Here is a 14,095-nt window from a genome sequence, read left to right on the forward strand (position 1 = left end):
CCCTGCCCCGCAGGCCGCGCCCCTGCCGCAGCAGGCCAAGGCCGAACCGCAAGCGGCTGCGCCCGTGGCGGCAAGCCTGCGCGTGGTGGCCCGCACCGAACCCGGCGAAATCGAGCCTGCGCAGCCCGTGCTGCCCGATCTCGCTGCCCCGTTCACGCCCGCCGCTCCCGCCAGCGCCGCTGCCGCGCCGACCGGCCCGGCGCAGGTCGCCCCCGTCACCCGCCCGCACGAATTCGCCGCGCTGGTCGACCGGCTGGTCGCCGCGCGCGATGCCTTGCAGCCCCAGCCGGTTTCGCTTGCCGTCCAGCATGCCGAATTCGGTCCGGTCCAGCTGCATTTCCGCCACGATCAGGGCGGGCTCAGCGTCAGTCTGGCCAATGCCGATCCGGACTTCGCTCGCGCGGTCAGCATGGCTGTGCCGCCGGTTCAGGCCGCTGCCGCCAGTGACAGCGCAGCGTTCGGATCGGCCCCGCGCCAGGACCAGTCGGCCGCCACATCGGCTGACAGTTCCGGCCAGCAACGCGGCCAGTCCTCTGCCCAGCGCGAGGAACGCGGCGCCCGCGCCAACCCTGCACCGCAAGTCAATCCCGCCCGCAAGCCGGGTGCATCCGATCACGAACAACAAGGCATCTACGCCTGATCCGCCAACCATCACCTTCGGGGGTAAATTCGCATGAGTGACAAGAAAGCCAAGGATCCCAAACCCAAGAAGGGCAAGGGCATGCTGGTCAAACTGGTAGCCGGCCTGGTGCTGATCGGCGCGGGCGGGGGCGGCACTTTCGCGCTCGTCAAATCGGGCATGATCGGCGGCGGTGAAGGCGGTGAACACGCCAAGGAAGACAACAAGCCCAAGCTGGTCCGCAAGGGCGAGGAAGACCCCTATGCCCCCAAGGTCGAGGCCAAGGAAGGCGAAGGCGGCGGGGCCGAAGTAGAAGGCGATGGCGGAAGCGAGTTCAAGACCAGCTACTATAATTTCACCGACGACTTCACTTCGAACCTCAGGAATTCCAGCGCACTGGTGCAGATCAGCCTGGCCTGTTCGACCCGGCGCGACGGGCGTGTGCTGATGTGGCTCAAAAAGCATGAGCTGGCGATCCGCAGCCAGATCCTGGTGGTGCTGGCCGACACGCCCGAGGAAGACGCCTTTACCCCCGATGGCAAGGAACGCCTGCAAAAACGCCTGACCGACGCGATCAACAAGGTGCTGAGCGAAGCCGAAGGGTTTGGCGGCGTCGACAAGGTCTATTTCAAGAGTTTCCTGGTCCAGTGAGGCCCGAACGCGTCTTTGTGGCCGAGCGGGCTGCGGCGCAGCATTGCGCCGAACTGCTGCGGCGCGGGCCCGAGCCGGGCGAACTGCTGCCGCTGTTTGCCAAGGCGGGCGAACGGTTTGCCCGTCAGCTGGCGCAAGGCCTGGCCGCCCTGACCGGAGGCGATGCGCCGGCGGTCGGCTGCCAGCCGGTGCGTGAGATCGACATGGCCGAGCTTTCCGCAAAAATCGCCCCGCTGGCCGCCAATTCGCTGCTGGGTGCCGGGCTTTCGGCCATGCCGCTGCTCGCCAGCCTGCAAGCCGAAGCCGTGCTGCGGCTGGTCGACAAGGCCTTTGGCGGCAAGGGCGAGGCACCCTCGGTGCTGCCCGAGGTGTTTCCGCTTTCGGCCCGGCTGCTGATCGAACGGCTGGAAGCCATGCTGGTCCAGCGGCTGGGCACAGCACTGGGCAGCGAAGGCGCAATCCGTCCGCTGCGGCGCGATGGCAGCCTGGCCGAACTTGCCCCCTTTTCTCCCGAAACCCGGCTCGCCGTGCTCGACCTGGAAGTGATGGAAGGCATGCGCGCACCCTGGCTGGTCACTCTGGCTCTGCCGTTTGCTACGCTTGCCGAGCTGTTCGGCCACGGCGAACGCGCGCCTGCTGCACGGCCCGCTGCGCCGCGCCATGCCGATCCGGCCCAGGCCCCGTTTGCCGACATGCCGCTGCCGCTTTCGGCAGTGCTGGTCGACATGGCCATGCCGCTCCACGTCATTTCGGCGCTGGAAGTGGGCATGGTCCTGCCGGTCGCAGTGGCGCGGCAAGTGCCGATTTCTGTCGCGGGCACAGTCGTCGCCCGCGGCACCGTGGGCGCGCAGGATGACTGCGTCGCCATCAAGATCACCAAGATTGCCTGAACAGGACGGGATTCCACATGACAATGCACACTCGCGGATTTGACCTCTTGAGGGAAGTTGACGTCCGCCTTTCGGTCGAACTCGGCCGCACTGAAATGAAGCTCAAGGATGTCCTTTCGCTTGGCGAGGAAAGCGTGGTCATGCTCGACCGGCTGACCGACGAATTGCTCGACGTGATGGTCAACGGCAAGCTGATCGCACGCGGCGAAATCGTCGCCCAGGGCAACCGCTTTGGCCTGCGGATCGTCGAAATGGCCGGCGGCGCGTCCGCTCCGGCGGAGGGCGGCGAGTAATGCTGTGGTACCTGCTGAAACTGCTGGTGCTGCTGCCGCTGATCGGCGGACTGGCGTGGTATTCGCTGAAATTCGCACAGAAATGGCAGGCCAAACTGGGCGCCGCGCCCGGCACGGCCAAACGCGTGCGGGTGATCGAAACCACCATGCTGTCACCCACGCTCAAGCTCGCGGTGATCGAATTCCACGGCCGCGAAATCCTCGTCTCCGCTTCGCGTCAGGGGCTGACGCGGCTTGCCGAAGCGCCCGCGCGGGAGGTGGGGGAATGAGGCTCACCCGCGTCGTTCCCACGCTCACCGCCCTGCTCCTGCCCGCCGTGGCCCATGCCCAGGTCGCCGTGCCCGGCGCGCTGGACCGGGCGTTCAGCAGCATGAATGGCGGCCAGGGTTCCGGCATGTCGCTATCGCTGCAGCTGCTCCTGATCATGGGGCTGCTGACGATCCTGCCCGGGCTGATCCTGATGATGACCAGCTTCACCCGGATCCTGGTGGTGCTGTCGATCCTGCGCCAGGCGCTGGGGCTGCAACAGAGCCCGCCCAACCAGGTTCTGATCGGCCTCAGCCTGTTCCTCTCGCTGTTTGTCATGGCTCCCACGCTCGACAAAGTGAACCAGACCGCGATTGCGCCTTATGCCGCCGGCACAATCAACGCCGAACAGGCGATTGCCGCCGGTGGGCAACAGTTCCACGGCTTCATGATCCACCAGACCCGCGAGCACGACCTTGCCATGTTCGCGCAGATGGCCAAGGCCCCCAAGTTCGCGCGGGCCGAAGACGTGCCGTTTTCAATCCTGCTTCCGGCCTTCGTCACCAGCGAGCTCAAGACCGCGTTCCAGATCGGCTTCATGCTGTTCCTGCCGTTCCTGGTGATCGACCTGGTGGTCTCATCCGTGCTGATGAGCCTGGGGATGATGATGATGAGCCCGACGATCGTTTCGCTGCCGTTCAAGCTGTTGCTGTTCGTGCTGGTCGATGGCTGGGCGTTGCTGATGGGCAGCCTGGCAGCGAGTTTTGGCTAGCGCGCCAACCAACCACTTCCCGTTCGTGTCGAGCAAAGTCGAGACACGTCAGGGCCTGGTGTCTCGACTTCGCTCGACACGAACGGAACTTACGAAAGTAGCACAGTTGCCATGGATGATACCGCCTCCCTGCTCTCGCTAGCCGACCGGATGCTGTGGGTTACCGCACTGGTCGCCGCGCCGGTGCTGTTGGCCAGTCTGGCCGTGGGTCTGGTCGTGGGGGTGATCCAGGCCGCCACTTCGGTCAACGAACAGACGCTGACATTCGTGCCCAAGCTGGCAGTGATCGCGCTGGTGCTGGTGGTGTTTGGCGCATCGATGCTGGGCCTGATCGGTGATTTCACCCAGCAGATCTTCGAACAGATCGCGCAGGTCAGCCGGTGATCCAGCTGACCTTCGGCTTTGGTGCGGTTGAGGCCGAGCTGTGGCGGCTGGTCTTCGTGATGACCCGGATCGGCGCGGCCTTGCTGGCCGCACCGTTCTTTGGCGCGGCGGCCGTGCCGGTGCAGCTCAGGGTGGCGATGACGGCGGCGATTGCCGTGCTGGTCTGTGCCTGGGTGCCCTTGCAGGTGCCCCCGGCGCTGTTCGCCTTGCCCGGTCTGATCGCGATCGCCCAGGAAGCGCTGGTCGGGCTGGCGCTGGGCTTTGTCCTGCAATTGTCGTTTGCCGCACCGATCGTGGCCGCCGAGCAGATCGGCGGGGCCATGGGGATGAGCATCGCCAGCACCGCCGATCCGCTGAGCGGCGCGCACAGTCCGGCGCTGGGGCAATACTTTACCGTCATGCTCAGCGTGATCTTCCTCGCGCTGGGCGGGCACCTCACCTGGCTGCAGCTGGTGATCGACAGCTATCAGGTGTTGCCCCCCGGCGCAGCCTGGCTTTCGCCGGAACAGCTCCATCTGGTGATTTCCTTCGGCGGTTCGATGTTTGTTGCCGCCGTGGCAATTGCCCTGCCGGTCACGCTGATCCTGCTGCTGGTTCAGTTCCTGACCGGGGTGCTGAGCCGCTCGGCGCCTTCGCTCAACCTGTTCGCGCTCGGCCTGCCCGCCGGGGTGCTGGCGGGAATTGCCGCGCTGATCGTTGCCGCCCCGCTTGCTGCCGAACAAATGGCCGACCTTTCGGCTGAAGCCCTGACCAATGCCGCGCAAGTGATCGGTCAATGAGCGGCGAGAAGACCTTTGCCCCAAGCGAGAAGCGGCTGCGCGATGCCGCGAAGAATGGCGACATCCTGCGCAGCCGCGAATTGGCGACCGCCGTGGCGGTGCTGGTTGGCGCGGCCTGGCTGAAGTTCGCCGGGCCGTGGATGCTGGATGCCATGGCCCGGGCCGCGCGTCAGGGCTTGACCTGGGACCGCGCGGCGCTGGAGGACTTTGCCCCCGGCAAGCTGCTGGCCAATCTGGCGCTGGGCGTGTTGCCCCCCTTGCTGATGCTGGCGGTGGGGGTGATGCTGGCGGTCACCGTTTCGCAGGTCGGGCTGGCTGATGGGCGCTGGGTTGGCGCCAACCTGCTGCCCAAGGGCAACCGGATCAACCCGCTGTCCGGCCTGAAGCGCATGTTCGGCGCGCAAGGCTGGATCGAGGTTGGCAAAGGCTTTGTGAAGGTTCTGCTGCTGGGCGCGATTGCCTGGAACTGGGGCAGTGCGCATCTGCACGGCATGCTGGCGCTGGGGCGCGGGGCCGCGCTTAGCGGGCAACTGATGCAGGCCTGGGACGCGCTGACCGGGCTGATGTTTGCCCTGGCCATGGGGCTGGTGGTAATCGCGCTGGTCGATTTCCCGGTGCAGTGGCTGCGGCGCTTCCTGCGCCTCAGGATGAGCCAGCAAGAGGTCCGTGACGAACACAAGGAGAGCGAAGGCTCACCCGAGAAGAAGGCTGCGATCCGGGGCAGGCAGCGCCAGCTGGCGATGGGCGGGGTCGCCAAGGCCATGCGCGAGGCGCAATTCGTGCTGACCAACCCGACCCACTTCTCGGTCGCGATGGCCTATGATCCGGACAAGGCCAATGCCCCGGTGGTGCTGGCCAAAGGGCGCGGTGAAAAGGCGCTGGCGATGCGTGAACTGGCGCGCGAACTGGACGTACCCATGCTGGAATATCCGGCACTCGCCCGCTCGGTCTATTTCACCACTCGCGAAAACCAGGTGATCCGCGAAGAGCTGTACGCCGCGATTGCCGGGGTGCTGGCCTTCGTCTTCTCGCTGAAGCGTGGGGAACGGCCCGCCGCGCCCGCCGTTGAAGTGCCAGTGGCTTTGCGGTTTGATGCCGATGGGCGGCTCGATCCGGCGGCCTACTGAGCCCCCTCCACTTCAGAGGAGGGGGATGCCTTCTTAAACCCGCTGTGCGCCAGCCGTTCTACCAGCCATGGCAACCAATTCCGTCACCAGCACGATCGTCTCCACGCTTGGCGGTGGCAGCGGGATCGACATGGCCGGACTGGCCAAGGGCCTGGCCGAGGCGCAGTTTTCCGGACGGATTGACCGGCTGACCACCCAGTCCGACACGCTCGACCGGCAGATCTCCGCCGCATCGACCCTGAAAAGCCAGATCCTGCAGCTCGCCTCCTCCGTGGGGGACCGGGTGCGCAATGGCGATCTTTCGACCCAGCCGAGCATTGCCAATGCCGCCGTTGCCAGCGTGAGCCGCGGCACGGCCAGCGCGGCGGGTTCCTACACGCTGGAAGTGACCAGCCTGGCCGCCGCCCAGACGCTGAGCAGCCCGGCCTATGCCGCCGCCACCTCCAGCACCGGGTCCGGCACTCTGACGTTGAAGTTCGGCACGGTCAGCGGCGCAACCTTTACCGAGGATACAGGCCATGCCGCAGTGACCCTGACGATCGCCAGCGGCGCGACGCTGGCCGATGTCGCCGGGCAGATCAACGGCGCCAATGCCGGAGTCACTGCCTATGTCGCCAATGGCGCGAATGGCGCGACCCTGATGCTCAAGGGCAAAGAGGGTGCCGCCAACGGGTTCATTCTGGAAGCGACCGAAAATGTCGGCGAGGAAGGTCTGGCCAGTCTCGCCTGGACTCCTGCCAGCCCGGGTACGCGGCTGCTTTCCATTGCCAGCAATGCCAATTTCAAACTTGATGGCCTGGCCATGAGTACCGCTTCGAACACTATCAACGATGTAGCTCCGGGGCTGAACCTCAAACTGACCGGCACCAATCTGGGCGCGCCCACCACGATCCGGTTCAGCGATCCGGGCAGCGCAGTCACCACTTTCATGCAAGACCTGACCAGCGCGCTGAATGAGCTGGTGAGCGAACTTAATCAGGACGTCGATCCCAAGACGGGTGATCTGGCCCGGGATTCGGGTGCCCGGGCCTTGCGCAACGGCCTGACCCGGATGGCCGGATCGATCGTCATGCCCGGCGCGGCAAGCGGGACGCCTGCGACCATGGCCGATCTGGGCCTGGCGACCAATCGCGATGGCACCTTCCGGCTTGATACCGCGCGCCTGGCGGCCACCCTGAAAAGCTCGCCCGACGGGGTTTCGGCGATGTTCACGACCGGGCTCTATGGGGTCTATGCCAGCCTCGACAAGCTCGGACGGACAGTCTCCGCCGCGTCGGATCCCGGATCGCTTACCGGTTCGATCAGCCGCTATACCGCGAAGAAGACCCAGCTGAGCGAAGACAAGTCCAAGCTGGCCGAACAGCAGGAAGCTCTGCGCGCACGACTGGCCAAGCAGTTTTCGGCCGTGGACAGCCGGGTTGGCGCATCGCGCTCTACCTTGTCGTTCCTGCAGAACCAGATCGACGCCTGGAACAATTCGAACAAGTGAGCTGAATGATGCTGGCGCTGCGTTCCCCCCATGAAGCCTACCGCAAGGTCGATTTCGACGCCCGGGTTGCCGGGGCCGATCCGCAGCAGCTGGTGGCGCTGTGCTATGAACAGCTGATCGCCGCGCTGGGCAGTGCGGTCTTTGCGCATGCCAGCCACGACAACCGGCTCAAAAGCCAGTCGCTGACCCGCGCACTTTCGGCGCTGACCGCTCTGCAGATGGGGGTAACCCAGGGCGCCGCGATCGCCCCGGCCCTGATCCAGCTTTACGATGCAGCGCGCCGGGCGGTGCTGGACAGCGTGCTGAATTTCGATCCGACGACGCTTGGAACTGTACGCCAGGACTTCATCGACATCTCGCGCGCCTTGTTTCGATAAACTTTCATAAATCTGACGCTGATTTGGCTAGATTACTATAGATGCCTCGTATATTTTCCATAGATCAATATAATATGGATAATATGCACTTACATACTGTAATACGTAGAGATACGTATCGCATTTTTGCTTTTATTCATCACGGTTATATCGATTTTGGAGGGAATTATACCTGAAAACGGATGCAACTCAGGCTTATCACCTAGGCACATTCCGGTAAGGTTAATCCCATGACAGAGCGCACTAACCTTTTCATCGTCGACGCCGACTTTCGCCACCGCGCAGCGATTTCGCACTCGCTGGCCGGAACGGAGATTCACGCCGAACCGTTTGAGGATCTGGACGAGCTGGCACGGCGATGGCCGCGCGACGGGCTTATCCTGGTCCATGATGAAGGCGTGATGGTTCGCCGGACGATCGATCTGATGACCGAAGTGGGGGAATGGTTGCCCGTGGTCGCCTATTCCGAAAATCCCGATACGCACCGGGTTGTTCAGGCGATCCTGTGCGGCGCGATCGACTATCTCAACTGGCCGTTCGGGGCCGGCGAAGTGCGCCAGGCGGTGGCTGTGGCTGAGGAAAGCCGCGGCACCCAGGGCAGTGCCCGCTTGCGTGAAGCCATGGCCCGCAGCCGGATCCAGAAGCTGACCCGGCGTGAGCGCGAGGTTCTGGCCGGGGTGGCCGATGGCCTGTCCAACCGCCTGATCGGTGAACGCCTGGCAATCAGCCCGCGCACGGTCGAAATCCACCGCGCCAACATGCTCAACAAGATGGGCGCGAACCATACCAGCGAGGCGATCCGCATCGCCATCGAGGCATCCCTGGTCGGCTGATCCCCCTGCAACGACCCGACGGTCAGCCGACCAAACTTCACGGCCTCCCCAGGCAAATGCCAGGGGAGGCCGCATTTTCTGAGCGATCTGAAGTGTCCTAGGGTCAGCCCTGATTGCAGGCGGCGATCACCGCATCGCGCAGCTTGTCCAGCCGCAGTTCCTGCGCCGCGCCGCCCACCGCGATTGCAGCTGCGGGCGCTTCGCTGACCAGCGCGGTGGCGCGGTCCTGGGCATAGGTCTTGCAACCGGCATCGCGCATCAGCTTGAGGCCTTTGGCCCCGTCCTCGCCCATGCCGGTCAGGACCGCACCCACGGCCGGCACACCGGCCCGGGCGATCGTGCCGAACAGCAAGGTCGCCGAAGGTCGCGCGCCCTCTACCGGATCGCGTGCCACCAGCCGCAACTTGGGCGGCGTGCCGGGTTCGAACACGGCATGCTTTTCAGGGTCGGCGGCGATATAGACATGCCCCGGGGTCAGCACCGCGCCGTCCTTGGCCGCGCGGACCGAGCATTTGAGCTCTCCATCAAGCCGGGCGATGAAGGTATCGACCAGCGCCGGTTCGCTTTGCAGGGTTATGACCGTGGGCGGGCAGTGCGCCGGATAGCCCGAAAGGATTGCGGTCAGGGCCTCGATTCCACCCATTGAGGCGCTGAAAGCCGCGAAGTGGCCATTCCAGGTAAACTGGGTTTCACTGCCCTTGGCGTGATGGTGGCGCACCCGTTCGCGCACATTGCAATTGGCCGCTGCCAGCACGATCTGGCCCAGCTTGCCAACGGTCTTGGCGAACTGTTCAGGTGTGGCTTTCAGCGGCTTGGGAAAGCATTCCACCGCGCCCAGTTCATAGGCCTTGAGCGACACTTCGGTACCGCTCTGCGTCAAACTCGACAGCATAACCACCGGCATCGGCTTGTCGGCCATGATCTCTTCGAGGAAATCGATCCCGCTCATCCCCGGCATTTCGACGTCAAGCGTCAGCACATTGGGCTTCAATTCCGCAATCTGATCGCGCGCTTCGGCGGCATTGGCCGCGACGCCGACCACGCGGACATTGCGGGCCTGGTCAAGAATATCGGTAAACAGGGCGCGCATGGCGGCGGAATCGTCGACTACTAGGACCCGGGCGTCGTGCATTGTGACATGACCTTCTGACAGGATCGCCCAAACCGGGCTCTGCCGCGGCGATACCGGACAATCGCGAAACTTTGCCGACCGGCCGCTCCGCACTTTTCCCTAGGAATCGGACAAGCGGGTCTTTTGCACTGTTTGGTAAATGCGTCATTTGTCCGGTACGCCGCGAAAGGCGTCCCGCCGCGAGAGGACTTGCCGCGATGAACAGGAAATACGCCCGGCCCATTCCCGCCGCCGCCACTCTGGCCGCCGCACTGGCCGCTACCCTGGTGCCCAGCCCGGCGCAGGCCGAAACCACCGAATCCCCGCTGAGCATCGAGGCGAGCCATACCGCCGATCTCAGCGCCGTTGCCGCCGGGCCGCAGACCGGATTGCGCCATACCGAGATTGCTCGCCTGTTCGCCGATCTGTCGCTTGAACAGGCGATCGGGTGGGACGGGGCACGACTGTTTGCGCATGGCATTGCCAGCACCGGCCAGCGCCCCAACGATCTGGCCGGAACCCTACAAGGGGTGAACAACATCGAAGTGCCGGAAAACCGGGCCAAGCTGTTCGAATTCTATCTGGAACAGGCACTGGGCGGTGACCGGGGATCGCTGCGGGTGGGCTTTTCGGATCTCAATGCCGAATTCTATGTGACCGATGCCTCCGCGCTGCTGATCGCTCCCGCTTTCGGGATCGGATCGGAGCTCTCCGCCACGGGCCCCAACGGCCCCTCGCTGTTTCCTTCCACCGCGCTGACCGCCCGGGTGCGCTATGCCCATGGAGCGGGCGGTTACGTCCAGGCCGCGGTATTCAATGCCGAAGCGGGGGTGCTGGGCGATCGCGGCGGCATCAGGCCGCTGTTCGGCCAGGGTGCGCTGCTGATCGCAGAGGCCGGTCACACGTTCCGGGAAGGGCGCGGCAAGCTGGCGGGCGGGGCATGGACCTATACCGCGCGGCAGCCCGATTTGCGCGATGTGGCGCCCGATGGCAGCCCCGCCAAACGCCGCGCCTTTGGATTCTATGCCCTGGGTGAACTGCCGCTGGATCAGCACACCACCCTGTTCGCAAGGGCGGGTGTGTCGGACGGTCGCTCCAACCCCTATCAGGCCGGTTGGCAACTTGGCGTGCTGGCGGAAGGCTTTTGGCCGCGCCGACCGGCCGCACAGTTTTCCATCGGACTGTTTCAGGCTGCCTTGTCCGACCGGTTCCGCCCGATCCTTGCCAATGGCGGTCCACTGCCCCGGCGGCTCGAATCCGGACTGGAACTGACCTGGTCGGACGAGGTTGCGCCCTGGCTGCGGCTCCAGCCCGATTTCCAGTTTATCCGCACCGCGCTGCGTGATCCCGCCGCGCGCAATGCCGCGGTCTTTACCCTGCGCGCGAGCTTTTCATTCCCCGCTGCCGGACAGGACTGACCGGGCTGGTCAGGCCCTTCCGGCACCTCCGGACAAGTCCCTAGGCCCAAGGAAAAGGCATGTTTGCACGGCTTGGTTAATCACCCTGTCAAGGCCGGTTCGTTCCGGTGAAGACAAGGGGCATGATTCCATGAGCATCAAGACGACTTCCGTGAAAGGCGGACTGGCCATTGCGGCAACGATGGCTTTGGCTACCGTGGTTGCGGGATACAACATCAACCACATTCGCCTGGGCGGCCCGATCCATAACCACAACCAGGACGTCAACGATTTCGTCGCCGATATCCTGCCCCCTCCCGAATTCCTCGTCGAACCCTTCCTCGAAGCTTCGCGGTTGATGGCAGACCCAGCTGATGCCGCGAGCCATATCCAGCGGCTGGCGATGCTGGAAAAGCAGTATCATGAACGCGCCGATTACTGGGCGAAGTCCAACCTTGATCAGGAACTCAAGGACCATCTCCGCGCGAGCAACGCTGACGATGGCGCCAAGTTTTGGCAGGAGCTGGACCAGAAACTGATCCCGGCGATCAAGGCTGGCAACATGGCCGCCGCGCAAGAAAGCTTTGCTCGTCTCGACAAACAGTACGACCTGCACCGCGAAGAGAACGAGAAGATCGTCGCCAGCGCGCTCAAGATCAGCGAGTCCCTGAAAGCGCAGAGCGATAGCACCGTGACCTGGACCATCGCGATGCTGATCGCCCTTGGCCTGGGCCTGGTTGGCGTTACCGGATTTGCGCTGCGCTTTGTGATGCGCCGGGTGCTCGATCCGCTTGACCAGACCGCGCAGACGATGTCGCGCATGGCTGGCGGCGACTTGCAGGCTGGGGTCACCAGCGTCCACCGCTCTGACGAAATCGGCGACATGACCCGGTCGATCGAAGTGTTCCGCGCCGCGTCAATTGCCCAGGTCGAAAGCGCGGCCAAGCAGCAGTCGGTTGTCACCACGCTGTCATCCAGCCTCGATCAACTTGCCGAAGGCAACCTGACCCACCGGATCGAGACCCAGTTCGCGGAAGAATACGAACCCTTGCGTCATTCGTTCAACGGATCGGTTACCCGGCTGTCTGAACTGATGCGCAATGTCGCCGCTTCGGCCCAGGGTGTGTCCACCGGCGCGGGTGAAATCCGCGCGGCGTCCGATGACTTGGCGCTGCGCAACGAACAGCAGGCCGCCAGCCTGGAAGAAACCGCCGCCGCGATGAATCAGGTCACCCAGGTGCTCAGGGAAACCGCAGACAATGCCGCCGGGGTGCGTCAGACGATCGAGGAAGCCCACCACGAAGCCAGCGACGGTGGTGCGGTGGTCAAGCAAGCGATCGAGGCGATGGCCGGGATCGAGCGCAGCTCGCAGGAAATCAGCCAGATCATCAGCGTGATCGATGGCATCGCGTTCCAGACCAACCTGCTGGCGCTGAACGCCGGGGTGGAAGCCGCGCGGGCCGGGGATGCGGGCAAGGGCTTTGCCGTGGTCGCCAATGAAGTGCGGGCGCTGGCCCAGCGCAGCGCCGATGCGGCCAAGGATATCAAGGCCCTGATCACCGCCAGTACCGACCAGGTTGGCCAAGGGGTGAACCTGGTCGGCGAAACCGGAACCCTGCTGGAAAAGATCGTGGTCCGCGTGGGTGAAATCGCCGGCATGATGAGCGAGATCGCAACCTCTACCGAAAACCAGTCGGTCAACCTGCAGCAGGTCAATTCTGCGGTGGGCGACATGGACCGCATGACCCAGCAGAACGCCGCGATGGTCGAACAGTCGACCGCCGCCGCGCGCAGCCTGGCCGACGAGGCCGCCGAGCTCAACCGGATCGTCTCTTCGTTCCGGGTTGGCGGCGGCGAAGTTATCGCTGCGCCGGTCAGCCGCAAGCCTGCGGCCCGCCGCACCGCATCGGCGCCGCCGCCGATGATCTCGGGCAACCTCGCGCTCAAGAGCAGCGCGCCTGACGACGACTGGTCGGAATTCTGAGCCAGACGCGCAACCAGCAAAGGGGACTGGCCATGCAGACCATCACACTACCCGAACGCTGCGATCGCGGAGCCGCCGAGGTGCTGCTGCCCGAATTCGCGACCGCCTGTGCCAGCGGACCGGTTCTGGTCGATGCCAGCGCGGTGTCGCACGCAGGTCTTGCCATGCTGCAACTGCTCGCCAGCGCCCGGCGCAGCTGTGAAGGGCTGCGGATCACACCATCGGCAGCGCTGCGCGAAGCGGCTGGGCTGACCGGGCTGACCCGCGAACTGTTTGACGAAGGAGAGCCCGCATGACGCCCGAGGAAATCCAGGCGATCTTCTTCGTCGAGTGCGAGGAATCGCTGGCCGCTGCCGAAGCGGGCCTGGCCGCCTGCCGCGATGGCAGCCATGATGACGATACGGTCAACGCGGTGTTCCGCGCGGTCCATTCGATCAAGGGCGGGGCCGGGGCCTTTGGCTTTGCTGCCTTGCAGAGCTTCACCCACACCTTTGAATCGTTGCTGGGCGAGGTCCGCGAAGGCCTGTTGCCGCTAAGTGACGGGCTGACCGAACTGATGCTGCGCGCGCTCGATACGCTGAGCGATCACGTGACCGCCGCCCGCGATGGCGGAGACGCGCCCGATGACCATGCGCTGCTGGCCGAACTGACCGCCGCGCAGGGCGGTGCCGGAGCTGCCGCACCCGCTGCGGCAGCCGCTGCCCCTGCCGAGGCTGAACCCGCTCCGTCTGAACCGGCGGCCAGCGAGAGCGACCCGTTTGACTTCGATCTCGATTCCATGCTGGATGACATCACCGGCGAGATCGGCGGCGATACCCCGGACGAAGCCGGGATCGGCACCTGGCAGCTCCATATCCGGCCCCATTCCGGAGCGATGCGCAATGGTAGCGAGCCGCTGCTGATGCTGCGCGAGCTTGCCGCGCTGGGCGGTGAATGCACCGCCTGTGATCTTTCGCAGTTGCCGATGCTCGATGCGCTTGATCCGGCCCAGGGCTATCTCGGCTGGACCTTTGACTTGCCCGGCACAGTGGATGAGGCCGCCGCGCGCGAGATCTTTGACTTCATCGGCGATGATTGCAGCCTGGCCAGCGGCGATGCCGCGATTCCGGCGACCCGGATCGAAGCCCCTCGCCCAGCCCCCGC

The 14,095-nt window shown here is 64.8% G+C and carries 16 protein-coding genes and 1 pseudogene; 16 read left to right on the top strand and 1 reads right to left on the bottom strand.

The genetic code is table 11. The features are described 5' to 3' along the window. The 12 genes and pseudogenes from MNBBLIKP_RS17960 to MNBBLIKP_RS04105 form a co-directional block, all read left to right on the top strand. Positions 1 to 640, top strand: a pseudogene (locus tag MNBBLIKP_RS17960) (hypothetical protein); the annotation flags it as partial. A gap of 33 nt (positions 641 to 673) precedes the next feature. Continuing rightward, positions 674 to 1,270: a flagellar basal body-associated FliL family protein gene (locus MNBBLIKP_RS04055; RefSeq protein ID WP_088307738.1), complete on the top strand. Its 597-nt coding sequence runs from the start codon at positions 674 to 676 to the stop codon at positions 1,268 to 1,270. Then, positions 1,267 to 2,160: a FliM/FliN family flagellar motor switch protein gene (locus MNBBLIKP_RS04060; protein ID WP_088307740.1), complete on the top strand. Its 894-nt coding sequence runs from the start codon at positions 1,267 to 1,269 to the stop codon at positions 2,158 to 2,160. The genes MNBBLIKP_RS04055 and MNBBLIKP_RS04060 overlap by 4 nt, the downstream gene beginning before the upstream one ends. Before the next feature lie 17 nt (positions 2,161 to 2,177). After that, positions 2,178 to 2,453 (top strand): flagellar motor switch protein FliN, encoded by a 276-nt coding sequence (gene fliN / locus MNBBLIKP_RS04065; RefSeq protein ID WP_088307741.1) that lies wholly within the window; start codon positions 2,178 to 2,180, stop codon positions 2,451 to 2,453. Beyond that, positions 2,453 to 2,722, top strand: a complete 270-nt coding sequence (locus MNBBLIKP_RS04070) for a flagellar biosynthetic protein FliO (RefSeq protein WP_088307742.1) — start codon at positions 2,453 to 2,455, stop codon at positions 2,720 to 2,722. The genes fliN and MNBBLIKP_RS04070 overlap by 1 nt, the downstream gene beginning before the upstream one ends. Next, on the top strand, positions 2,719 to 3,471 hold the full coding sequence (gene fliP / locus MNBBLIKP_RS04075; protein WP_088307743.1) for a flagellar type III secretion system pore protein FliP: 753 nt from the start codon (positions 2,719 to 2,721) through the stop codon (positions 3,469 to 3,471). Before MNBBLIKP_RS04070 ends, fliP begins: the two co-directional genes overlap by 4 nt. Positions 3,472 to 3,582: 111 nt before the next feature. Further along, the gene (fliQ, locus tag MNBBLIKP_RS04080; protein ID WP_088307745.1) at positions 3,583 to 3,855 is read left to right on the top strand and encodes a flagellar biosynthesis protein FliQ; all 273 of its coding nucleotides are present in this window, start codon (positions 3,583 to 3,585) and stop codon (positions 3,853 to 3,855) included. Then, positions 3,852 to 4,634: a flagellar biosynthetic protein FliR gene (fliR, locus tag MNBBLIKP_RS04085; protein ID WP_088307747.1), complete on the top strand. Its 783-nt coding sequence runs from the start codon at positions 3,852 to 3,854 to the stop codon at positions 4,632 to 4,634. The genes fliQ and fliR overlap by 4 nt, the downstream gene beginning before the upstream one ends. Continuing rightward, positions 4,631 to 5,761 (top strand): EscU/YscU/HrcU family type III secretion system export apparatus switch protein, encoded by a 1,131-nt coding sequence (locus MNBBLIKP_RS04090; protein ID WP_088307749.1) that lies wholly within the window; start codon positions 4,631 to 4,633, stop codon positions 5,759 to 5,761. Before fliR ends, MNBBLIKP_RS04090 begins: the two co-directional genes overlap by 4 nt. 67 nt (positions 5,762 to 5,828) lie before the next feature. Then, positions 5,829 to 7,250: a flagellar filament capping protein FliD gene (gene fliD / locus MNBBLIKP_RS04095; protein ID WP_088307751.1), complete on the top strand. Its 1,422-nt coding sequence runs from the start codon at positions 5,829 to 5,831 to the stop codon at positions 7,248 to 7,250. Between the two features lie 5 nt (positions 7,251 to 7,255). Continuing rightward, a complete protein-coding gene (locus MNBBLIKP_RS04100) occupies positions 7,256 to 7,627 on the top strand; it encodes a flagellar export chaperone FliS (protein ID WP_254912906.1) in 372 nt (123 codons plus the stop codon). Between the two features lie 230 nt (positions 7,628 to 7,857). Continuing rightward, positions 7,858 to 8,460, top strand: coding sequence for a response regulator transcription factor (locus MNBBLIKP_RS04105; RefSeq protein WP_088307753.1), 603 nt, complete (start codon positions 7,858 to 7,860; stop codon positions 8,458 to 8,460). Between the two features lie 103 nt (positions 8,461 to 8,563). Here MNBBLIKP_RS04105 and MNBBLIKP_RS04110 read toward each other — a convergent pair whose 3' ends face one another. After that, complete coding sequence (locus MNBBLIKP_RS04110) at positions 8,564 to 9,592, bottom strand: chemotaxis protein CheB (RefSeq protein WP_088307755.1); 1,029 nt, start codon at positions 9,590 to 9,592, stop codon at positions 8,564 to 8,566. 197 nt (positions 9,593 to 9,789) lie between these two features. On the opposite strand from MNBBLIKP_RS04110, the gene MNBBLIKP_RS04115 reads away from it, so the two are divergent. The 4 genes from MNBBLIKP_RS04115 to MNBBLIKP_RS04130 form a co-directional block, all read left to right on the top strand. Further along, positions 9,790 to 10,989, top strand: coding sequence for a carbohydrate porin (locus MNBBLIKP_RS04115; protein WP_088307757.1), 1,200 nt, complete (start codon positions 9,790 to 9,792; stop codon positions 10,987 to 10,989). A 130-nt stretch (positions 10,990 to 11,119) separates the two neighbouring features. Then, on the top strand, positions 11,120 to 12,952 hold the full coding sequence (locus MNBBLIKP_RS04120; RefSeq protein WP_176399648.1) for a methyl-accepting chemotaxis protein: 1,833 nt from the start codon (positions 11,120 to 11,122) through the stop codon (positions 12,950 to 12,952). A 32-nt stretch (positions 12,953 to 12,984) separates the two neighbouring features. Continuing rightward, positions 12,985 to 13,248, top strand: a complete 264-nt coding sequence (locus MNBBLIKP_RS04125) for an STAS domain-containing protein (RefSeq protein ID WP_088307761.1) — start codon at positions 12,985 to 12,987, stop codon at positions 13,246 to 13,248. Next, positions 13,245 to 14,095 (top strand): Hpt domain-containing protein (locus tag MNBBLIKP_RS04130; RefSeq protein WP_176399649.1); only part of this gene is annotated, 851 nt, incomplete at its 3' end. The genes MNBBLIKP_RS04125 and MNBBLIKP_RS04130, both read left to right, overlap by 4 nt.

This window comes from Novosphingobium sp. B 225 (assembly GCF_002198665.1).
In the GTDB taxonomy this organism is placed as follows: domain Bacteria; phylum Pseudomonadota; class Alphaproteobacteria; order Sphingomonadales; family Sphingomonadaceae; genus Novosphingobium.